Raw genomic sequence first — 21231 nt, forward strand, 5'->3', positions numbered from 1 at the left:
TTCCGATGTCGGCGTCTTCGAGCCTGAAGACGTGTCGCTTCTCCAGAACATCTTCGACCAGATCTGCGCTCGGGGTGGCATAGACCGCAAAAGCGAGATTACCGAAGACCTGGCCATTAACCTGATCGCACGCTAATTTGGGACCGATCGGCCGGACCGGATGGGAATGCCCTATCAAAGACACGATCCTTCCATGAAAGTTTTGGCGCCAGGCTTGGCCAATCCACGATGGGGAGGACATAACAAACGCCAGTTTGTGAAGGTCATCCGCCGGCGCGAGCTGCCGCCGGATCACGAGGCTCAGCGCGCTCAGGCGATCCTGGTCTTCATCTGACTCAGAGTAGCGACCAGTGCCTCCGCCGCCTCACTCGATGAGGCCGGATTCTGACCGGTGACGAGCAGGCCATCGACGACGGTGTGTACACCCCAGTCCTTGACCTTGGAGAACACCGCGCCGAGGTTGATTAGCTGGTCCTCGACCAGGAATGGCACGACCTTCGTGAGACCCACGGCCTCTTCCTCGGAGTTAGTGAAGCCGGTGACGTAGCGCCCTTGAACAAATGGGGTGCCGTCGGCATTGGTCACATGACGCAGGACGCCCGGCGCATGGCAGACGAGGGCGATCGGCTTGCCGGCCGCGATGAAGCTTTCGATCAGCTGGATCGAATTCGGATCTTCGGCCAGATCCCACAATGGACCGTGGCCGCCGGGGTAAAAGACCGAATCGAAGTCCTTCTGGTCGAGGTTGTCGAGGGGCACGGTTTCTGCGAGCTGTGCCTTGGCAACCTCGTCGGCATTGAACCGCCGCGTCAGGTCGGTCTGGAACATCGGCTCGTCGCTCTTCGGGTCGAGAGGCGACTGACCACCCTTCGGCGAGGCTAGGATGACCTCGGCGCCGGCCTCGTTGAACACGTAGTATGGCGCTGCCAGCTCTTCGAGCCAGAAGCCGGTCTTCTTGCCGGTTTCGCCGAGAGTGTCGTGAGAGGTAAGTACCATGAGGACTATGTAACGCGCACTAGAGCCCGAAAGGATAAGTGTCTGGCACACCCTTTCTAGCGTGTTCAGGCCCGAGCGGCATAACCGCCGAGGTCTCGTCGAACCAGACGAAGGCATCGAATTGATGCGGCAGCGAAGCCTCTGCGTAGTGACTTACCAATTCGGTTTCCGGCCTGTAGATCACGCCGATGAAGCGTTCGAGCCGCGGCTCGAGCAGGCGGCGGCGCAATGCCTCGTCGCGGCGAGGGTCGAGCAGGAAGCGCTGCACGCCGGCATCATGGCAGAGCCGCTCATAGCTGTCGCGATGCGACGGGCGAACCTGCTTCACCTCCATGTCGCCGTCCCAGTTCGTTGCCGCCGCGACTGTTCCGGTATGGGTCCCGAACCCGATCAGGGCCGCTTGCCGGCCGAAATGTTCGCGGCACAATTGTCCGATGTTCAATTCGTCGCGCGCCGTGCCCATTTCGGTATAGCGGGCATCGCCGATATGCGAATTATGGGCCCACACCACGGCCTTCGCGTTAGGTCCCTGTGCTTCCAGAAGATGTTGAAGTGTCTCGAACATATGGCTGTCGCGCAAGTTCCAGGACTCCGCCCCGCCATAATACATGATGCGATAATAGCGCTCGGCCGAGGCGATCAGCCGGGCGTTCTGGGCGGCATCCAGGTAGGATTCGCCGCCCGATCTGGCATAGTCCAGCCGCTTCGCCAGAAGTTCCCGGCATTGGGCGATCACCGCCTTCTCGCATTTGGCGTAGCCTGCGCTGAGCACCGCACGGCCATAGGTGGAAGGGTCCTTCTGCCACCGCGTCAGGCAGCCATAGCGTTCGCGGGCCACCGCGGCAGCCTCGGGATCGACTTTGTCCAGGTAGTCGAGGACGGCGCCGATAGAACCGCTCATGTTGTAGATGTCGAGCCCGTAAAAGCCCGCTCGCCGGGCGTTGACGGCCGCGTTTTCATTGCGGTCGCGAAGCCAGTCAATGAATGCGGCGACATCGGTATTGCGCCACATCCAGGTGGGAAACCGCCGAAACGGTATTTCGTTCGATGTCACAGACGGGCGATGGCGCACATAGCGATCCACTACCGCGGCATCTGGCCAGTCAGCCTCGACCGCAACAATGGTGAAGCCGTGTGCCTCGATCAGCCGCCGCGTGATCGCGGCGCGGGCCTTGTAGAACTCCGACGTGCCGTGGCTGGCCTCGCCAAGCAGCACCACCTTTTTATCCGAGAAACGGTCAAACGCGGTTCCGAATGCCGGATCATCGAAGTCTGGCAGCGGCTCGGCCACGGCGGCGATCATTTCGGACAGTCTCCGCCCGGCGGAATGACCGGGAACGTGATTGGTTGCGGCGCGGATGCCGTTTTCGGCCCAACCCTGTTCGCCGACCAAGGGCACGAACATCACCCTGCCCAGGTCCTCTTCCTGGAATTCTGCACCGCCGGTTCGGCCGATCCGGGTGATCCTGAGTAGGCGCTGCGTGCGGTGCTTGTCGCCGATAGGGATGACCAGCCTGCCGCCCACGTTGAGCTGGTCCTTGAGCGCCTGGGGTATTGCCGGACCACCGGCCGCGACCAGGATGGCATCGAAAGGCGCTGCTTCCGGCCAACCCCTGGTGCCGTCGCCGACGCGCAGGTCAATGTTCCGGTAGCCTAGCCTGTCGAAGCGCTTCTCCGCCGCTTCCCCGAGCGCCCCATGCCGTTCGATGGCATGGACGCGGGCGGCGATGCGGCTGAGCACCGCGGCTGCGTAACCTGACCCGGCACCGACTTCGAGCACGCGGTCGCCAGGCTTCACCTCGGCGGCCTCGATCATCAATGCCACGATGTAGGGCTGCGAGATGGTCTGGCCTTCTCCAATCGGCAGGGCGCTGTCCTCATACGCGAATTCCTCGAAACCAGGGTCGACGAACTTTTCGCGGGGAACTTCGCGCATGGCATCCAGCACGTTGCGGTCGCGAACACCGCGACCAACGATTTGCACGTCAACCATGCGGTTGCGGGAATGCGGCCCATCGAGCATGTCGGCCTCCAGTCGTTTGGGGCGCTTACCTTGCGCTTCCACTAATGCTGCTTTGCACCAGATCGGCCATGACGGAGCGCCTGCGTCACGGAAACGAACCTCAGCGTTCAGCTTCGGCAGGTTTCGGTCATGTGGCATTTTCTTTCGCAGCAACGTGGATCGGACAAAAGCAGTTCCGCCGAGAAACGGCGGCCTGCATCAGAATCCACCTGATCCTTTATGCTTGGCCGCGCTGCGAACAAATGGAGGTCGGCATGGCCCTCAAGTCGGGCAATTTCAGCAGCGACGGGTCCTTCGCGGATGCCTTGGCCGTTATGGCATAAGGGCGACCTCGGGCCTTGAGAGACGACAATTGAGAAGATTTCTGCAGATCAAAAATGGCGGCAATGGTCCTGAAGAGGCCGCTCCTGCGCCCCAATGGAATGGCGAATGAAACTCTCTTTGAGAACACTCTTGTCGGGGCATGCTGTCGCGATAGTTCCCAACAAAGCGGTGAATATTGGGACATCAACAGGAGCCGATCATGAAACACCAAACACTTCACGAACTGCAGACGATCGCAGATGTGAGCCCCTCGGTACAAAACGCTATCATGACCAGAATACAAAGGATTGAGCGTTGGGCAGAACTTCTCGAGAAGCAGCCGTCGCGATGCCTTGGAGCGCTCACAGGCACGGAATATCTGCATCCGAGAGTCCGCGAGGAAGCACGCGCGGCTGGGTCGCCGATTACCGTTGCCTTCGAGGATCCGATGCTGCGTGCCTCAGGGCTCGAGGGCGACAGTTACGGGGAGGCAAAGCGGTTTTTCAAACTCAGCGATTGGCAGCTGCATGAAATCGTCTGTAGCTGCCATGCCGGAGGCACCATGCCGGCCAGTTGGGCCGCCGCGAGGGTCCGCAGGACCATTCGTGGGAACAAGTTTCTAGCCTGGCTGAGAAATGTGCTGATGCGCTGAAGCGGCATTGCCGGCGTTTCTTGGCCATCTGGCCAGGATGTCAGCCCGGGCTCGCCATCGCAGGCGTCCTGCGACAGCAAGGCCATCTCTCCATCGCGCCCGGTTTGAACTCGAAGGTCCCCAGGAACAAGTGCGCTGGTAGGCACAGCATATCCGGCTTGGAGTTGACCAAGCTATTAAATGTATTCGACACGTCCGTTCCATGGCGTCATGCATGCGGGCCAAGGATGTTCGCCCTCGCTTCCATAATATGGTTGTACATACTTAACTCTGCCGCCACGCTGTCGCGGTCCCTGATGGTCCCTAGAATTTCTCGATGGCTGGTGATGTAACCTCTCATTCTGTCCGGTGTGAGTGATTGCTCTTTCATTCGACCCCACAAGTTTCCGGCCCTCACCTTATGGATTACTTCGTATAGTGACGACAGAAGACCGTTTCTTGCCGCCTCGACGACGATGCGGTGAAAGACTGCATCCCACTTTTCGAAATCGACAAGCGTTTCGGCGGCGCTCCCTCTGTCGATCGATTTTTCCAGTTCATCAATTGCCTGCGGCGTCGCCCTGAGCGCGGCCAATCCGGCGATTTTTGGCTCGATGATCAAACGCGTCTCGAACACTTCTGCGGGATAGGTGCGGATCGCGTCACCTGCGCTGCCTGGCGGACTGCGTAATGCCGTTGACGTCACTCCGCCGCCTGCGATGAAGGTGCCCCTTCCTACGTGTCTTATTAGGCGCCCCTCGTTCTCGAGGGAAGCGAGCATCCTCCGTAGCGCGGTGCGAGGCAGGCCAAGCTTTAGCGCCAAATCACGCTCGGGTGGCAGGCGGTCGCCTGCCTCCAACCCCTCCGCCTCGATAAAATCCTTGAGTATGACGCTCATCATCCTGCCTTCGATTTTTTTCGCAACCAATTTGATCCATGTTGACACCAATATCAAGACCAATGCTAAATTGGTCGCAATTTGAAACCAATTTGGTTGCGAATGGAGCCCCTGTGAGGCCAAATCGAGTCCAGAAGCCCTACGCGGAATCGCGGTGTGACGTGGCCGTCGCCGCCGGCAAAGCGCGGACCCAACTCGTCATCCGTGTGCAGTGGCGGAATGCGAAAAACGCACTCGCCCTCGACGTGCTCGATCTTACGATGGCTCGAGCCGTTGCATCAGTCACTGACGGCGATGTCGCGGATGCGATCGCCTCGGTGGATGCTGTCGCTGAGCCTTGCACGGAGGCGGCCGGCCAAATCATCAGCTACTCCACGGAACTCGGCAGGAACGTAGCGTTCGTCGGGTTCGGCGATGAGATGATCGGTATCGCCAAAGCGGCTGTAGATGGCGTGTCCGTAGAATTGAATGCGCAAGGCGCGGTGGCCGGTTAGCATGCTGCACCGCGAGATCTCATGCGCCGCCGAAGTCCTGAAGGTCGAAAATCTCGTCAAGGTATTTGGCTCCACGAAGGTGTTGGACGGAGTTAGCTTCACCGTAAGGCAGGGCGAGGTCGTCTCGCTCATCGGGTCGTCGGGGTGCGGGAAAAGCACCGCGCTTCGCTGCACCAATTTTTTGGAGACGCCGACTTCCGGGCAGATCGAATTCATGGGAGAGGCCCTCTCTGTGACCTCTGACGCCCACGGGAAGCCAAGCATTGTCAATGCGGCCGCGGTCAGAACGGTTCGACGTCACATCGGAATGGTGTTTCAAAATTTCAATCTTTGGCCGCACCGAACCGTTCTCGGCAACGTGACCGAAGCACTCGTTTACGTCCTCAAGCTGTCGCGGAAGGAGGCAGAAGAAATCGCGCTGTGGGCGTTGTCGAAGGTCGGCATGGAAACCTTCCGCGACCGCTACCCGCAGCAACTTTCGGGTGGCCAGCAGCAACGTGTCGCCTTCGCGCGCGTCCTGGCGATGGGCCCGAAATGCTGTGCGATGAGCCGACCTCCGCACTCGATCCGGAACTGGTCGGAGAGGTCCTGAAGATCATACGCAAACTCGCCGAGGAAGGTGCGACAATCCTCCTCGTGACGCACGAAATGCGGTTCGCAAGGAAGCTGTCGAACCGAATGTTATTCCTGCAAAAGGGCCGCCTCGAGCAGGATGACACGCCGGAAGAACTGTTTCGAAACCCCGCAAGCGAAGCGGTCAAGCGGTTTCTTTCGAGCGTGATGCCGGCCAATGCCTGAAGGCAGGCACTGGGAAGATCAAGAACCAACCAAGGGGAACTGAAATGAAAATCAGCAAGCTTATTAAGTCCGCATTCGCATCCGGCCTGCTCGTCGCCGGGGCGGCGGGCATGGCCTTCGCCGAGGAAGGTGCTCTGCGAATCGGCACCGAAGGCGACGCGCCGAAGTTCAGCATGGCCGACCCGAGCGGCAACGTCACCGGCTTCGATGCCGACATCGCCAATGGGATCTGCGCCGAACTGAAGGTCCAATGTAAGTTCGTCGTCCAGACGTTCAGTTCGCTTGTCCCCTCAATGGACAGCGACCGATTTGACGTCATCATCTCAGGTCTTGGCATTACAGCTGAGCGAGAAAAGAAAATTGATTATTCTATCCCTTATGCCACAACGCCTCTTTACTTCGTCGTTGCGAAGGACTCTCCACTGGCCGCCTTGAAAAGCCTTGATGAAATCAAGAAGGCGATCGTCGGCAAGAGTGTCGGTGTCCCCACAGGCACTACTTACGCCAGGTTCATAGAGAAGCGGATGACGGGCGCCGACCTGAAAACTTACGACGCCGTTACCCAGCTGACGGCCGACCTCGCTAGCGGTCGAATCGACGTAGCTTTCGGAGATTCACCAACCTGGGTCGACTTCCTCGCAACGCCGGACGGCGCGAACTTCGCGAAAATCGACGTCAAGATAATTTCCACGGACGATCCGGAAGTCCTCGGCCGAGGCATGGGCGTAGGGATGCGCAAAGGCAACACCGATCTCAAGGCAAAGGTCGACGTGGCTCTCTGCAAAATGATTAACGACGGCACGGTCAAGAAAGCTTCCATGCAGTGGTTCCAGGACGACTACACCATCCCCTGCAAGCAGTGATCCTTCGATAGGAGCGGCCTGCCTTGGGCAACGCCAAGGCAGGCGGACGGGAGGAGTCTATGCAGGATTTCTGGGTTCTGATGGTGGGGCATGGCTGGGCGCTGGCTCTCCTGCGCGGGAGCGCAGTGACAATTGTGATCGGGCTCCTCGGCATGCTCCTCGGTTTCGTGGTGGCGACGCCATTGGCCATCCTGCGCTGGCAGAAGGTGGTGGTCGTCTCACAGATGGTGGATGCTTACAGCATCTTGATCCGCGGCATTCCTGGGCTGTTGGTGATCTACCTGCTGTTCTACGGCTCCTTGGACTGGGTAAGAACGGTCGCTGGCACGTTCGGCTACGAGCAGACTGCCGAGAATGCCTATCCGATGATCGTCGGCGTCATAGCGATTGCCGCGATATCCTGTGCCTACTCCATCGAGGTCATTCGCGGCGCACTCCAAGCCGTGCCCGCCGGCATGCTGGAGGCCGCTCGGTCCTTGGCGCTTCCGCGAATGGTGACGTTCTTTCGCATCACCTTTCCGCTCGCCCTGAGGCTCGCACTGGGCGGCATCAACAATGTGTGGCAGATGACGATCAAGGATACGTCCTTGATCTCGGTCGTTGGCCTGCAGGAACTGATGCGGACCGCTGCAATCGCCGCCGGCATCACCCGATCGCCGCTGTTTTTCTATTGCATCGCTGCGGCCTTGTTCTTCGCCATGACGCTCGCCAGCCAAACCGCATTTTCCAGGATCGAACGGGTCCTCAATCGCGGCTTCGGAGGGATGTGACATGGACTTTGGCATTATGGCGTATGCGTTCCCGTTTCTGCTCGAGGGCGTCAAGATCACGCTTCTCATCGCAGTCTTCGGCATTGTTCTGGGTCTGCCGCTGGGAGTCCTGGTCGGCCTGGCGCGGGGATCAAAAAACCGGGTACTTGGCGGTTTTTGCGACGGCTACTGCGCGATATTTCGTGGCACGCCAATGCTGGTGCAGATCTTTGTGATCTACTATGGCTTGGCCCAGATCAGTTTCATGCGCCACAACATGGTTCTGTGGTGGATGATCGGCGATGGGCTTCATGCAGCCATCCTCGCCGTCGTGTTGAACTCCGGCGCTTACACCGCAGAGACATTTCGCACGGCCTTCAAGTCGCTTCCCAAGGGCCTGATCGAAGCTGCGGAAGCTTGCGGCATGAAGCCATGGCACATCTTCCTTCGTATCAAATTCCCGCTCGCGCTGCGACAGGCACTTCCGGCCTACAGCAGCGAGGTGGCCATCATTGTCAAAGAATCGAGCCTGGCTTCTACGATCACGGTCCTGGAGATCACGGGTTACGCCAAGCGCCTGATGAGCGAGACGTTCGCAGTGATGGATATCTTTGTCATGTCCGCTGCCTTCTACCTTGTAATCAGCGTCGTTGCGCTGACGGCGATGAAACTTCTTGAACGCCGTTTGTCCATCCCGGCTTGAAACAATCCTGAAAGGAAAGACCATGTCCAACCTCACTTTCATCGACCAGAATAACCTTCCCAAACCCCGCGAAGGCAGGCCTGCTCCAGACAGGCTGATCGAGGGCGATCCGCGGTTCCTTAGTTGGGACATCGCACAGACGGCAGACGGGGTGGTCCAGTCCGGCGTATGGGAGGCGACGCCGGGAACCTATCGCTCCATCAAAGGCAGCACTTTCGAGGTCTGCGTTATCCTATCAGGGGTTTCCGAGCTGACCGAGGACGGCAAGGCGCCGCGTCGCATTGCGGCTGGCGATGCCTTTGTCATGCATCCGGGTTTCACCGGCGTCTGGAAGGTCATCGAAACCACGCGCAAGCTCTGGGTTAGTCGCGACTAGTCGGCGGCCCAGCTTTCCCTTGCAACCCAGCAGCAGTACCGGTTCATGACACAGACGCTTTCCCCGACGATCAAATCGACGCCTTATTGGTGGGAGGATTGCGCCTTTCCGCCTTTGCCGGTCCGCAAGCTTGATAAGATCTGCGACGTGGCGATCGTCGGCGGCGGCTACACGGGTCTTTCCGCTGCGATCGAGTTGTCGCGGGGCGGCAAGCACGTCCAGCTTTTCGATCGCCAGGCGCTCGGCCAAGCGGCTTCCAGCCGCAACGGTGGCATGGCAAGCGGGAGCATCAGGCCCAGCCGCAAGGAACTGATCCGTCGCTTCGGTTTGGATAGAGCGAACGGCATCCTCTTGGAGGGCCAAACCGCGCGGCAGGACCTTTGGCGGTTTCTCAAGGCGGAGCGTATTGAGGCCGACTTCACGCTGTCCGGCTTATTCGAAGGGGCGATGACCGCCGAAGAGACAGAGGAGCTGCGGCGTCATGCGGGCCTTCTTCACGACAGCCTTGGCATCGATACTTTCGCCGTCAAAGGATCGGACGTACGGAAGTATATCGGAACCGACCTCTATGTTGGTGGCATGGTCCGTATGGACATTGGCGGCCTTCAGCCAGCGAAGTTGCTGGCCGGCATGATCCAAGTCGCGCGCGAGACCGAGGCTGTTATTCATGAGAATGCCGCCGTCCTGGAATGGAGCAGTGATAGAGCAGGCGTGCGGATCATCACCCAGCGCGGCGACGTGCTGGCGAAGAAACTCCTTGTATGCACCGACGGATATACCAATGGGTTCGATCCTTGGCTACGCCGGCGCTTGGTGCCGGTTCGCAGTCGAATCATAGCCACCGAACCGCTAGACAGGCAGGTCATGGAGCGGCTGATGCCCGCGCGCATGATGTATGGCGACATGCGTAGGCTGAGTTATTACTACCGGCCGTCGCCCGACGGGTCGCGTATCCTGTTCGGCGGACGCGATGGCACGACCGCGGGCGATCCGCTCACGCCGACCGTCAGTCTGCGGACGGAACTCGCCAGACTGTTTCCTGAACTGAGGAATGTGGGCATCACGCACAGCTGGTTCGGCAATGTCGCCATGCACCGGGACATGATCCCACGCATCTTTTCGCGCGGCGACACTATTTACGCGACCGGCTATTGCGGTTCGGGCATCGTGTGGGCGCGGTGGCTCGGCAAGAAGGCCGCCCTCAAGATCCTCGAAGACACCGAGCAGCCGCGCTCGGCTTTCGATTTCGATCAGGCCCCCAAGGCCGTACCGTTCTACCGCGGCCGTCCGTGGTTCATTCCGCTTGTGTACTGGATGTATGAGCGCCATGACCGGAAGACGCTGCGTCGTCGCAAGAATGCGTGAGGCGGCATGGCATTCCTGTTTCTCTGTGATGCGACACGAGGGGCTGTGTTTGCCGATTTGTTCGCGAAGCACCTGCCGGACGTTCGGTTCTGCATAGGCCCGGACCCCATCAGCGACGAGGACATCCGCTTCATCATGACGTGGGATGTGCCGGAAAACCTGCGGCGGTATCGCAATCCCCAGGCTGTGTTCTGCATCGGCGCGGGAGTCGACCAGTTTGCGAGCGCTTCGATACCTCCAGATGTGAAGCTTGTTCGAATGGTGGACGGCGGCATCACCAGGATGGTCGTCGAATATGTCACTATGGCTGTTCTTTCGCTTCATCGAAACCTGCATCTCTATATCGATCAGCAGCGGCGTAGGGTCTGGAAGGCGCTCGAGCAACATCCGCAGGCATTCGACCGAAGGGTGTCTGTGCTGGGCATGGGCATGCTGGGTCAGGCCGCGCTTCGCGGGCTACAGCCCTTCGGTTTCCACGTCTCGGGATGGAGCCGGTCGCAGCGATCCATAGACGGCGACCTGTTCAGCGCCCTTCCGCGCGGCGCCTGCCTCGTCCACGCCGGCAGGGGACGTCAACTCCATCCCGACGCGCTGCTGTCGTCGTTGGATAGCGGCGGGCTGTCGGGCGCGTTCCTCGACGTGACCGATCCCGAGCCGCTGCCGCCAGAGCACACCTCTGTGGGCGCATCCGCGCGTCGTCATCACTCCGCATATCTCAGCAAGCACGCAGGCGGAAAGCGCGGCGTTAACGACCGTGCAGAACGTACAGCGTCTTCTCGTCGGCGCTGATCCAACGGGATTGGTGGATCTTGCGGAACTTTCCGGATCGATTTCTTCCGATCAAAGATAAAGAAAGGCTGGAGACATGAACGTTGCTGCAAAACTATCGACGCCTCTAAGTGTCGCTTCACTGCCTACCGGCCTTTTTATCGACGGGCAATGGAGAGCCGGCACAGAGGGGAAGAACATAGACGTCATTGATCCGTCGAACGGAGACGTCATCGTGTCTGTCGCGGACGCGACCGTCGACGACGCGATGGAGGCGATTGCGAGCGCCCACAGAGCCGCGAAGAGCTGGGCGGCCACAGCTCCGCGCAAGCGTTCAGAGATCCTGCGCCGCTGCTTCGAGCTCATGATCGAAAACAAGGATATGTTGGCAGAGCTTATCAGCCTGGAAAACGGCAAGACGTTGAACGACGCGCAGGGCGAGGTCGTCTACGCTGCGGAGTTCTTTCGCTGGTTTGCCGAGGAGGCCGTTCGTCTCAACGGCGAGATATCGACCGCGCCGAGCGGCGCCAACAAAATCATCGTGCAACATCAGCCGATCGGGGTCGCTGTTCTGGTCACTCCTTGGAATTTCCCGGCTGCCATGGCCACCCGCAAGATCGCGCCGGCGCTGGCAGCGGGCTGCACATGCGTGTTGAAGCCTGCTGCGGAGACGCCGCTGACCGCGCTCGTGCTAGCCAACCTTTACAAGCAGGCAGGAGTGCCTGACGGCGCGGTCAACGTGGTCATCACGTCCCAGTCCGGACCGGTCGTCAGGGCCATGCTGAACGATCCCCGCGTGCGTAAGCTCTCCTTCACCGGTTCCACCGAGGTCGGCAGGACACTCCTGCGCGAAGCAGCTGCAACCGTCGTATCATGCTCTATGGAACTCGGCGGAAATGCACCATTCATCGTCTTCGACGATGCCGACCTGGATGCGGCCGTCGAGGGCGCAATGGTCGCGAAGATGCGCAACGGCGGGGAAGCCTGTACGGCAGTGAACCGCTTCTACGTCCAGTCGGGGATCGCCGAAGCATTTTCCGCGCGGCTTGTCGAGCGGATGAAGTTGCTGAAGGTCGGAGCCGGGTACGATCCCAAATCGCAATGCGGTCCGTTGATCAACCGGAATGCGGTCGAGCGGCTCAGCGGTTTGGTAAATGACGCAAGGGCGAAAGGCGCCAAGGTGCTTGTCGGGGGCGGACCGCTCGACGGTAAAGGATACTTCTTCGCTCCAACCGTGTTGTCCGGCGTCTCTCCGAATTCGCGGATTTCGGCCGAGGAAATTTTCGGACCGATTGCGGCAATCACCACTTTCGATACTGAGGATGACGTTATCGACCTGGCCAATGCCACGGAATACGGACTCATTTCGTATGTCTACACCCGAGATCTGGCGCGTGGCATGCGCGTCTCGGAACAAATGGACAGCGGCATGGTCGGGCTGAATCGCGGTCTCGTGTCTGACCCCGCAGCGCCATTCGGCGGAACGAAGCAGAGCGGACTCGGCCGCGAGGGCGCCCACCATGGGATACTCGAGTTCTGTGAGACCAAGTATATCGCGGTTACCTGGTAGGAAAGGTCAACTCTGCGTTGGTGACTAAGAGCCAAGTATTTATTCCAGCAGACCTCAAAGTCGTGGGCGTTGGCTTGGACTCTCAAATAGCGCAGGGAATTCGATGCATTTATATTTAGTCGAGGTGCGGTTGACTGACTGATCTAGAAGACATCGAAAGGGCTTGCGATCGGATCCGCGGCAGCATTCTCGCGACCCCGCTCATAACATCACGGTCGCTATCGGAACTCTGTGGCGTGCCCGTTCACCTCAAGCTCGAACATCATCAGGCCACGGGAAGCTTCAAGTGCGGTGAGGGGATCAGGGCTGGGGCTTTGGCCATGTACGCGGTACCGGCATGTCCGCCTATAAGCCTCCGCTAATATCGTAAACGAACAATGAATCCCCCAAGGCGGGTTTGTCCGCGATTTCACCTCTTTGTCGCATCACAATGAACCGCACGACATTCGCCAAATTGGAACATAAGGCACATGGGGCGCCTTACTGCGATGTCTCAACCAGAAGAATAGTTATGCTAGTTGCGCGTCGCCTTTGCCTTCGATGTCGGTTTGATGCCTTCCTTGGCGAGGCTCTTTTTCAAAATCGATGCGAGGTTGACGACATTCTCCTTCGGCGGCGGCGCTGCCTTCGGCGGCTTCTTGCCCTTGCGCTTGGCATCGATCATCGCGATCAACGCGTCCTCATAAGTGTCCTCGAACTTCGACGGATCGAATTTCGTCACCTTCTTATCGATCAGCAGCCCGGCAATCTCTAGGAGGTCCTTGTCGTATTTGGGGTCATTCAGATCGTCGAAAACGTTGCTTTCCGAGATCATCTCATTGTGGGTGCGCAGCTCGGTCAACAGCATCCCCTTGCCGTAAGGCTGTATCACGACCTCGCGCCCGCGCTGGTAGAGCACGACGCAAGATCGGGCCGCAACCCGTTTGGCGGCCATGGCCTCTCTAAGCACGGTGAACGCCTCTAGCGCCGCCCCGTCGGCCGGAATGAGGTAATAAGGCTTTTCGAGATAGCGTGTGTCGATGTCATCGATCGCCACAAAGCCCTCGACTTCGAGGGTATGTTGCGACTGGAGCTTCAGCTTCTTGATCTCATCGGGCTCGATTTCCAGGAACTCGCCCTTGTCCGCTTCGTAACCTTTGATCTGATCCTCAGAAGGAACGACGTCGCCGGTTTCCTCGTCGACATAGGCGCTTTTGACTGGCAGGCCGTCTTCCCGGTTCAGGATCTTGAAATGAACCTTGCCGGCCTCGCTGGTCGCGCCAACGAGTTTAACCCCGCAGGAGACCGAACCAACTTTCAGAAAGCCCTTCCACACCGCCCGCGGGGCCGCCATATTATCTCTCCTGCGCCGGATCATTCTTGAGATGATCATCAACCCGCCGGCCCTTCGCAGGTTCCAGACTGTCAGTCAGTCAGTCGCAGTCGCGGAAATCTCGCAACGATGCGTGCCGCCGCAGATCCTCCTCGCCACGTAGGCGTACACTTTGATGCGGATCGTGACGCCGGACATGATGCCCAAGCAATTGATCACGGCGGCACGCAAGGAGCACCCGAACACTCGAAAAAGGATATCGCCCGCGCGGCGTTCTTCTCGATTATCGCGAACGCCGACCAGGACCACGGAAAGGTCAAGAACTTGCAGGCGTTCGCAATAGCCGAACGTATAGACGGTGGCTCTTGATCAAGAGAGGGCGCTTGCGTCTAATCAATGCCAACCGAATGGCAATCCTGCGAGGATGGCCTTCAATAAGCCCATTGAAGCGCGAGCCCGCCTACGGCTACGACCATTGCACTTGTTGCAACCCAGCCGAGCGCTCGCAACCAGCCTTGCACGGGGAACTCGCCCATGATGTCGGAGCGCCCGGTCATGAGCATCATAACGACCATAACCGGAACGGTGCAGATGCCGTTGATCACGGCGCTCCAGTAGAGCGCTCTGATGGGGTCAATCGGCGTGAACATGATTCCCATTCCTAGCAGCGCTGCGGCCGCCAGGGTGGCATAAAACGCTATTGCCTCCTTTGGCTTGCGTTCGAGTCCCACAGGCCAGCGGCGCGCCTCGCCAACGGCGAAAGCGGCCGATCCTGCAAGAACCGGCACGGCGAGAAGGCCGGTACCGATTATCCCCATCGCGAAGATCACGAACGCGAATTTCCCTGCGATGGGCTCCAGAGCCTTTGCTGCATCTGTGGAGGAACTGATTTCAATGGCTCCTGTCTTGTGGAGTGTGGCGGCTGTAGTGACAATTATGGCAATGGCGATGATGTTGGAAAATGCCATCCCTATGAGTGTGTCGGCCCGAATTCGTCTAAACGCTCCAGTTGACTGCCAAGGCGCCCATTTCAGTGGCTTGGCCTTGGGGTCGATCGCAGCTTCTTCGACTTCCTGAGACGCTTGCCAGAAAAACAGATAGGGAGAAATCGTCGTGCCGAGGATGGCCAGGAGTGTTTCGAAAAAACCTCGGTTCCATTCCACATGTGGGATTACAATTCCTCTGATCGCGTCACTCCAGGAGATGTTGGTCATAAAAGCCGCAGCGACGTAGGCGAACAGGCTCAATGTGGTCCATTTGAGGATAGTGACGTATCGACTGTAGTCCAGGAACACGATCGCCAAAACGCAGGCTACGCCAAACGCGACCACGTAAAGCGAACTGGGACCACCCACCAGCAGTCGCAGCGCATCCGCCATCGCGCTCAGGTCCGCCCCGATGTTGATCACATTGGCGATGAATAAAAGCGAAACCACAAAATATATCAGCGAGGACGGGTAGTGCCGGCAGAGGTTGCCGGAGATGCCTCGACCGGTTGTCCGCCCAATCCGCGCCGCGATTTCTTGTATGGCAGCCATCAGCGGAAACGTAAATAGCATGGTCCAGCCCACGTTGAAGCCGAATTGTGCCCCCGCCTGGCTGTACGTCCCGATCCCGGAGGGATCATCGTCCGAGGCCCCGGTGATAAACCCAGGCCCGATTGTTCGCAGAAATTTCTGGAACGGCCCCTTCGAAAGCATATTGCGTTGCTTCTCAGCAGCTTCGGCGCCGATGTCGGACATCAAATTCTCCAAAACGCGGTAACTCAGAAGGGAGGCCGCCTTTAATCAAACCCGTTCCTGATGCGTCGGTTCCTTAGCGGTTCCTTAAATGGTAATAAAATCCAAACTTTAAGCCGATTGATTGATCTATTGCCGTGACCTGGAGGAGCCCGCTAGCCGCCGCCGGAACCAAGAATCCGCTGATGCGCCGGCGGCTTCTTGAAGCGTCTCGGCCCGAAGGCTGCTTTGCCTGCTGCAAATCCTGCGACAGGTCTGAGTTGCCCTCGTCCCAATGGCGCTCGAACCATCAATCGGCCGGAAAGTTCCGTCGCCAAAAGAATTGGGCCAAAGGCGGCCACCTTCTTCCTTCGAAGGGCACCCTGAGAGGCACCGAGTATCTGAAACCCAAGCACTTCAAGCAAGGCACCCTTGCGGTCTCCTCCGAGCGCTCGCCCGAGATGATGCCGAGTTTAATCGGCATTGCTCGAGCGACCTAAACGACGAGTGAGATGAAGTCTGTTGCGATGCGGCTGTCCGGAAACGTGTGAACCGCTTCCGCGAGAATTTCTTCGTCAGAATAGCGGCCGGAAATATGCGTGAGCACAAGTTCCTTTACATCGTTGGTCGCCGCAAGCGATGCCGCCTCTGCAGCCGTCAGATGTCCGTAGTCGCGCGCCATGGCTGCGTCACGATGAAGGAATGTGGCTTCGATCACCAGGAGATCGGCGCCCCGCACATGATCGGCCAGTCCCTCGGTGGTTTCGGTGTCGCCGACAATGACCAGCTTCTTGCCTGGTTCAGGTAGCCCGAGGACGCCTTCCGAAGCGATCCTCCTGCCGTCGGGGAGAGTAATAGAGCGACCTTCCGCCAGATCTCTCCGGATCGGACCACCCGGCACGCCCAAGGCGGTCAAGCGGTCCGACCGGAGGTGGCGATGCGCCGGCGTCTCGAAAGTGAAACCGTAACTGTCGGTATCCCGATGTTGCACTTGAAAACAGTCGATCGTGAACTGGTCCGTATCGAAAAAGCGGCCTGGCGCCAGCGGCGCAAGCTCGACCTGGATCGGCGCTCGACCTTCACCCCACAGCCCGGCGAGCATGTGTCCGACCACCTTGAGGGTCTCAGGGCCTCCATGAACGGTCAAAAGGTCTTCGCTTTGCCGCAGCCTGAGCGTCGAGAACAATCCGGGTATCCCAAGCACGTGATCGAAATGAGCATGAGTTAGCAGCAAGCGATCGATCCGTCTGAAGCCGGCACCGCTGCGCAGCAGCTGGCGCTGCGTGCCTTCTCCGCAGTCGACCAAAATCCGGTGCCCGTCGGCCTCCACGAGCAGGCTGGGATGGTTCCGGTCTGCTGAGGGCACACTAGCCGAAGTGCCAAGAAAGGTCAGTCTCAAGTTCATGCCACCAGCCGGCAATCGCTATTGGGTAAGGACTTGCTTCCTGCGCCCGAGCGGCCACTTTAGAAAATAAGAGTGGCCGAAATTGCCAGTTCGGGAACTCTCTCTAGCAGTTAAACGCGCGTCCGGCCAGTTCTGCTCATTAGGCTGAGCGGTCGCCCCTTTTTCGATAAGGATGTCCTTCTTGCGGGCAAGGCTACGAAGGGCGCCTCACGGTCTTTGCAAGCGCGGATAGCCTCCTTTGGTCGGCACTATTATACGTGTGCCCATCAGGTTGGCTAAATACGCCGATCTGGGCCGCCGGGACGGTTGCCCTGGAACTCAGACCGGCTCAGCGAAGGGCGGGCGACACGCCCGCGTATGGCCCGCACGCTTCGGCGCCATCCCAAGCCGAGAATGGCGGCTATCAAATATGCGCCCGAGCAACCCAGTAGAAAGCCGAGCGCGGCCCACAACAGGCCGTCGTAGGTGGTGGGCACGGCCGGGCTGAAATCTTGCCAAGCTCCTCTGAATGTGGCGCGGTCGCTATAGGCGAGAACAAACGGCTGGATCAGCGTCGAACTCGTTTGGAATGCTTCTCTTTGGCTCAGGAGTGTCTCGTATCGGAATATGGTTTCTCGCATGCTGCGGCCGCGCGCCTGGAACAATGGCAGACTGGATTGCTGATGCAGGTCCAACGCTTGGGTGCGCGAGAGACCGGAGCTTGTTGCATCCCGGTCAAAGTCGCTGACGACGTGGCCGAGCTCCTCGATCGCCCCGCCCAGCCGCTGCCTATATTGTTGGGCGAATTCCGGTAGCTGAGACGCGGCGACGGCAGATATCAACGCAGCGGCATAGACAAATCTGTGCTTGGTCAAAGCCATCCTTCTGCCCGTCTGTGCTGCCGGCGCCTAAAATTCGTGAGGACCCGCTAGGAACGGCAACTCAAGTGCATGGTTCCGAAGCGACGCATGCATGGTCAATATCTCGCACTCCGTCCAGTATCCGGTCGAAAACGCGATCATCTATCGGCAGCTTCGCCGTGAGCGGCACGGTCCTCGGAGATTTCTGACTGAGTTTTGGCCCCTTCGCGAGCCGCCGGCCCAGGAAGGGACTGATCATGTGAGACGACCAGACTCGCGAAGCTTCGCCAGCAGGATCAGTGCGGTCCCATGATATTGAGACTGCACATGTTCGCTCAACGGAGACGATTCCCAAGCAGCCAAATCCGCCACCAAGGCGGATGCATCACCGTTCACCGAGGCACATCGTAGCTGGCCGCTCTTATCGAGCACGACTATCGCAGCGTCCGACTCTCCGTACCCTATTGCGGCCATTCGCTGAATGTTGGCGTCGCCGTCGACACGTACATCGAACAGCACAGATCCCGCGGTTTTATCCGCGGCGTCTATCACTCGGTCGGAAAAAGGTCGCTGGATGCCATCCGTGTTGGCGATCGATTGCTCGAACAGAACCATTTCAACATGCCCGGCCACCATGCGGACGACAGTGCGCAGTCCACCACGAATAGCAATAGCTAAGGCCGAACATTCACAAGTGCCTGCAGGCTTTTCGCAAAAGCGTAGTTGCCTGACATCCGCTAATCCCGCCCCTCGCGGGCAGAGATTTCTGCGCGACGTTTGGTCCGGCGTGGTCAACGACAAACCGGAAATCTGACATGAAGAGACTGCGAGAGTTCAAAGGCACCACAACCCGCATCGAGTATGACGCGGAGTTCGGTACGTTCGGCAGCGTCGAAGAAAGTCCATCCGTTCCTCGATGCCGAAGTGGCCAGCAACCGGATCCCTTCTGTAATCCCCATCACGAAGGCGGCCCGACGAGAGGGCGATTGTCGCTTGCAGAAAACTACTTTCCCGGGGCAGCCCAAGGTCCATGGGGTGAAGCGGAGCTAACACTCGATTTCGGCAAATCATCAGCATCCAGCAGGTGCAAGACGCTTTCCGGCGGCGAGCGCCAGATACCGGCCATCGGTTGGCCGAACCCGGGCACTGCCGGACGAGCACTATGCCTGCCGCTTCCAGCCATTGGCCGTCGCGCGCCTCCATCGCCTCGGCAGGATGCGGCGGCGGCGTAGGCCGCGCCGAAGGACGTGAAGGGGCCGGCTACGCAATGGGTTAAGCCGGGCCTGATTGGTCGCGTGAACCACCTACGGGGCGAGGAGTATCTGCGCTACGCATCGTTGCAGGACTTTCGCGAGGAATAGCGAGGAGACAGCCCATGCCGATCCGCCAGAGAGCAAAGGATGCAGGAATTTTCGAGCCGGCGGACCTTGATCTCCTGCGAGCGTGTTGACCGGTTGAAGTTCGACGGCCAAACCGCCGAGCAACGCGACGTTCTGGCCTCGCGCATCATCGCCAACTTCATGGCCGGCATCACCGATGACGAGGAACTCATTTCCCTATCGAGGCGACCTTTAAGTCGATAGCCGCCGCAGGTATTTTGTATTGCCCGAGCAAGACCGCAAGCAGTTCCTCCGTGACCTCATCTCCTGTGAGGCTTCGGACAAGGTCCGATGCGGCCGCTCCCACTCATGTTCGGTTGCGGATTAAGTCGAATTCAAAAGCGGAAATGAGATTCGCAGAGCCATTGCTTATTGCTTCCTGGGCGAAAGCACCTGAGTTGACTTCCAAGCGTCCTGTGCCGGGAGAGGCGGACGACTTTTATAGCATATACCTCCGTTGACTGCGGACCCTCCACATTTGTTAGATGCATAGTTTTCTTCAACTTCGGTTACACTCGCCTTTGGTTTGAAACCTTCCTCGAACCTGCCGGTTCGGTGCCGTATGAAGGAGGTTCGCATGGCTCGAGATGGCAGCGGCGAGAGCAAGGAAACCGAAATGTTGGTTCGCAGGCTCGTCAAAGAAACCCATATTACCGAAAAGGAAGCCAGAGATCTGGTCGAGTTGATCGGCACCGATTGGGCCTCTCTGGTTCGTGAAGCACGCTTCCTGAAAGATCGGCATTGACGCGACTTGCGACCTTTGGATGACCGCATCAGAATTCGTCATTCGGCGAGATCTTTTGGTGGGCTTCTCGGCAATCCTGAATTCGTGGGCACTTCCTTCGGATTCGTCGACAACGCGAAACCAGTGCTCTTGCGAGGCCCGGGCCAGATCGCCTTTCCCGTCACATTCTCTGCGGCTCTGAGCGCATCAGGTGTGCCTCTGCGGACGTCGTGGCAAGATGCGTTCACCATAGAACTCATCGATTTCAAAATGCGCAATCGGAAGGCCTATTGATTGCTTCTCACACGCCGTCCTTCACGCAAGTGGGCGCACTGCCTTAGGGCTAATATGAAGGCTTGTGCGGCAAGATCGCATTTGGCCTTTGACGGTCCGTTTGAGTGAATAACTATCTCGGCCTGCCTTCTTGTCATGCCATGCTTCTTGGCGAACTCGGAAGGATCGTAGGCATCTGCCGAGGCCAGCCCTGTTCTTCATATTATACACCGGCATGTGTTCTCCCGAAGATTCGAATTGCCAATGGCAACGCGGCCCGGAGGGGAAGGTTTCATGAGGCGGTCCAAGGCGCCAAATAAGATGAGCGGAACCTAATATGCGGCTCTAGCTTATGGAAAATGAGCACTCGCGGTATCAATTTCCTGGATAGATGGATGACCGAGCATCTGCCAAACGCAATGACGGACGACCCTGCCGCCATTTGCGACCTGGTCGGCCAGGTGATGAAGGCCGCAAGACGCGAAGGCATCGAACCGGACGAGATTACCGAAGAAGTCGGCAGTGTCTTTGGTGTGATCTTCGACGCGATGCAGCACCGCGAGGGCAGTCGGGGTGAAGGCGATGAAAGCGACAAGGCGGCGGACTTCGCTGTTGATTTGCTGGCAGGTCGTTTGGTGAGAGAGGCGGGCATTACCCACCAGGAAGCCGAAGAACTGATAAAGCAGATCGGAACCGACTGGGACTGCCTGCGTCGCGAGGCTCATTTCTTGAAGGGACGGCACTAGTGGTCGCGCCATGAGTAAACGTGGGGCAGAGTTCTATGGCAAGTGGATCACCGACAACGTGATGCGCGGCAGCGTCGGCGCAGATATCATTTCGGTCGCCGAGTTGACGGCCAAGCTGTTCGCCGATGCAAAGGTTGTTGGCATTTCCGAGGAGGAGATCGAGGAAGAGATCGGGAGCGCTTACGAAGCGATCCTTGCAGCAATAGTTGGCTCCGAGGAGAACAAAGCCGAGTGACTCCGGGCAAGTACCGGGAGCAAATGACCGCGCTTGGTTTGGTGAAACGAAAGCGCATTGCAG

General features: G+C 58.8%; 22 protein-coding genes and 3 pseudogenes. 17 read left to right on the plus strand and 8 right to left on the minus strand.

The genetic code is table 11. From position 1 onward, the window contains the following. Positions 1-309: 309 nt before the first annotated feature. Positions 310-996 carry a type 1 glutamine amidotransferase domain-containing protein gene (locus tag RFM98_RS00240; protein WP_320306965.1) on the minus strand — a complete coding sequence of 229 codons (687 nt, stop codon included), beginning with the start codon at positions 994-996 and terminating at the stop codon, positions 310-312. Between the two features lie 19 nt (positions 997-1015). Beyond that, positions 1016-3019: a protein-L-isoaspartate(D-aspartate) O-methyltransferase gene (locus tag RFM98_RS00245; RefSeq protein WP_320306966.1), complete on the minus strand. Its 2004-nt coding sequence runs from the start codon at positions 3017-3019 to the stop codon at positions 1016-1018. A 68-nt stretch (positions 3020-3087) separates the two neighbouring features. Between RFM98_RS00245 and RFM98_RS00250 the strand changes: the two genes are divergently transcribed. Next, positions 3088-3342 carry a hypothetical protein gene (locus RFM98_RS00250; protein ID WP_320306967.1) on the plus strand — a complete coding sequence of 85 codons (255 nt, stop codon included), beginning with the start codon at positions 3088-3090 and terminating at the stop codon, positions 3340-3342. A gap of 200 nt (positions 3343-3542) precedes the next feature. Then, complete coding sequence (locus RFM98_RS00255; protein WP_320306968.1) at positions 3543-3974, plus strand: hypothetical protein; 432 nt, start codon at positions 3543-3545, stop codon at positions 3972-3974. 208 nt (positions 3975-4182) lie between these two features. On the opposite strand, the gene RFM98_RS00260 is transcribed toward RFM98_RS00255, so the two are convergent. After that, positions 4183-4851: a FadR/GntR family transcriptional regulator gene (locus RFM98_RS00260; RefSeq protein WP_320307524.1), complete on the minus strand. Its 669-nt coding sequence runs from the start codon at positions 4849-4851 to the stop codon at positions 4183-4185. A gap of 161 nt (positions 4852-5012) precedes the next feature. Here RFM98_RS00260 and RFM98_RS00265 point away from each other — a divergent pair, with 161 nt between their 5' ends. From RFM98_RS00265 to eutB, 10 genes and pseudogenes are all read left to right on the plus strand, one after another. Further along, a complete protein-coding gene (locus tag RFM98_RS00265; protein ID WP_320306969.1) occupies positions 5013-5345 on the plus strand; it encodes a hypothetical protein in 333 nt (110 codons plus the stop codon). A gap of 1 nt (position 5346) precedes the next feature. Further along, positions 5347-6143, plus strand: a pseudogene (locus tag RFM98_RS00270) (amino acid ABC transporter ATP-binding protein). 44 nt (positions 6144-6187) lie between these two features. Beyond that, entirely contained in the window at positions 6188-7006 is an 819-nt protein-coding gene (locus tag RFM98_RS00275) for a transporter substrate-binding domain-containing protein (RefSeq protein ID WP_320306970.1), read from the plus strand. Between the two features lie 80 nt (positions 7007-7086). Then, positions 7087-7776: an ABC transporter permease subunit gene (locus RFM98_RS00280; RefSeq protein WP_320307525.1), complete on the plus strand. Its 690-nt coding sequence runs from the start codon at positions 7087-7089 to the stop codon at positions 7774-7776. 1 nt (position 7777) lies between these two features. Further along, positions 7778-8458 (plus strand): ABC transporter permease, encoded by a 681-nt coding sequence (locus RFM98_RS00285; protein WP_320306971.1) that lies wholly within the window; start codon positions 7778-7780, stop codon positions 8456-8458. 22 nt (positions 8459-8480) lie between these two features. Next, positions 8481-8834, plus strand: coding sequence for a cupin domain-containing protein (locus RFM98_RS00290; protein ID WP_320306972.1), 354 nt, complete (start codon positions 8481-8483; stop codon positions 8832-8834). 45 nt (positions 8835-8879) lie between these two features. Then, on the plus strand, positions 8880-10199 hold the full coding sequence (locus RFM98_RS00295) for an NAD(P)/FAD-dependent oxidoreductase (RefSeq protein ID WP_320306973.1): 1320 nt from the start codon (positions 8880-8882) through the stop codon (positions 10197-10199). 6 nt (positions 10200-10205) lie between these two features. Further along, a pseudogene (locus RFM98_RS00300) lies at positions 10206-11049 on the plus strand (NAD(P)-dependent oxidoreductase). 15 nt (positions 11050-11064) lie between these two features. Then, positions 11065-12537, plus strand: coding sequence for an NAD-dependent succinate-semialdehyde dehydrogenase (locus RFM98_RS00305; RefSeq protein ID WP_320306974.1), 1473 nt, complete (start codon positions 11065-11067; stop codon positions 12535-12537). A gap of 134 nt (positions 12538-12671) precedes the next feature. After that, positions 12672-12824: pseudogene (gene eutB / locus RFM98_RS00310) on the plus strand (hydroxyectoine utilization dehydratase EutB); the annotation flags it as partial. A 227-nt stretch (positions 12825-13051) separates the two neighbouring features. On the opposite strand, the gene ku reads toward eutB, so the two are convergent. Continuing rightward, on the minus strand, positions 13052-13870 hold the full coding sequence (gene ku, locus RFM98_RS00315; protein ID WP_320306975.1) for a non-homologous end joining protein Ku: 819 nt from the start codon (positions 13868-13870) through the stop codon (positions 13052-13054). Positions 13871-13978: 108 nt separating this feature from the next. On the opposite strand from ku, the gene RFM98_RS00320 reads away from it, so the two are divergent. Then, entirely contained in the window at positions 13979-14218 is a 240-nt protein-coding gene (locus RFM98_RS00320; RefSeq protein WP_320306976.1) for a hypothetical protein, read from the plus strand. A gap of 62 nt (positions 14219-14280) precedes the next feature. Here RFM98_RS00320 and RFM98_RS00325 read toward each other — a convergent pair whose 3' ends face one another. The 4 genes from RFM98_RS00325 to RFM98_RS00340 form a co-directional block, all read right to left on the minus strand. After that, the gene (locus RFM98_RS00325) at positions 14281-15591 is read right to left on the minus strand and encodes an NRAMP family divalent metal transporter (RefSeq protein ID WP_320306977.1); all 1311 of its coding nucleotides are present in this window, start codon (positions 15589-15591) and stop codon (positions 14281-14283) included. A gap of 472 nt (positions 15592-16063) precedes the next feature. After that, a complete protein-coding gene (locus tag RFM98_RS00330) occupies positions 16064-16972 on the minus strand; it encodes a ribonuclease Z (protein WP_320306978.1) in 909 nt (302 codons plus the stop codon). Positions 16973-17247: 275 nt separating this feature from the next. Beyond that, positions 17248-17832: a DUF2937 family protein gene (locus tag RFM98_RS00335; protein WP_320306979.1), complete on the minus strand. Its 585-nt coding sequence runs from the start codon at positions 17830-17832 to the stop codon at positions 17248-17250. A gap of 234 nt (positions 17833-18066) precedes the next feature. Then, positions 18067-18447: a hypothetical protein gene (locus RFM98_RS00340; RefSeq protein ID WP_430682247.1), complete on the minus strand. Its 381-nt coding sequence runs from the start codon at positions 18445-18447 to the stop codon at positions 18067-18069. Positions 18448-19211: 764 nt separating this feature from the next. On the opposite strand from RFM98_RS00340, the gene RFM98_RS00350 reads away from it, so the two are divergent. From RFM98_RS00350 to RFM98_RS00365, 4 genes are all read left to right on the plus strand, one after another. Beyond that, positions 19212-19394, plus strand: coding sequence for a hypothetical protein (locus RFM98_RS00350; protein WP_320306981.1), 183 nt, complete (start codon positions 19212-19214; stop codon positions 19392-19394). Positions 19395-19767: 373 nt separating this feature from the next. Then, complete coding sequence (locus tag RFM98_RS00355) at positions 19768-19935, plus strand: hypothetical protein (RefSeq protein WP_320306982.1); 168 nt, start codon at positions 19768-19770, stop codon at positions 19933-19935. 647 nt (positions 19936-20582) lie between these two features. Further along, entirely contained in the window at positions 20583-20933 is a 351-nt protein-coding gene (locus RFM98_RS00360) for a hypothetical protein (RefSeq protein WP_320306983.1), read from the plus strand. A gap of 10 nt (positions 20934-20943) precedes the next feature. Beyond that, positions 20944-21168 carry a DUF768 domain-containing protein gene (locus RFM98_RS00365; protein ID WP_320306984.1) on the plus strand — a complete coding sequence of 75 codons (225 nt, stop codon included), beginning with the start codon at positions 20944-20946 and terminating at the stop codon, positions 21166-21168. The last annotated feature ends 63 nt before the right edge of the window (positions 21169-21231 follow it).

Origin of the sequence: Mesorhizobium australafricanum (assembly GCF_033977265.1) — a bacterium.
In the GTDB taxonomy this organism is placed as follows: domain Bacteria; phylum Pseudomonadota; class Alphaproteobacteria; order Rhizobiales; family Rhizobiaceae; genus Mesorhizobium; species Mesorhizobium australafricanum.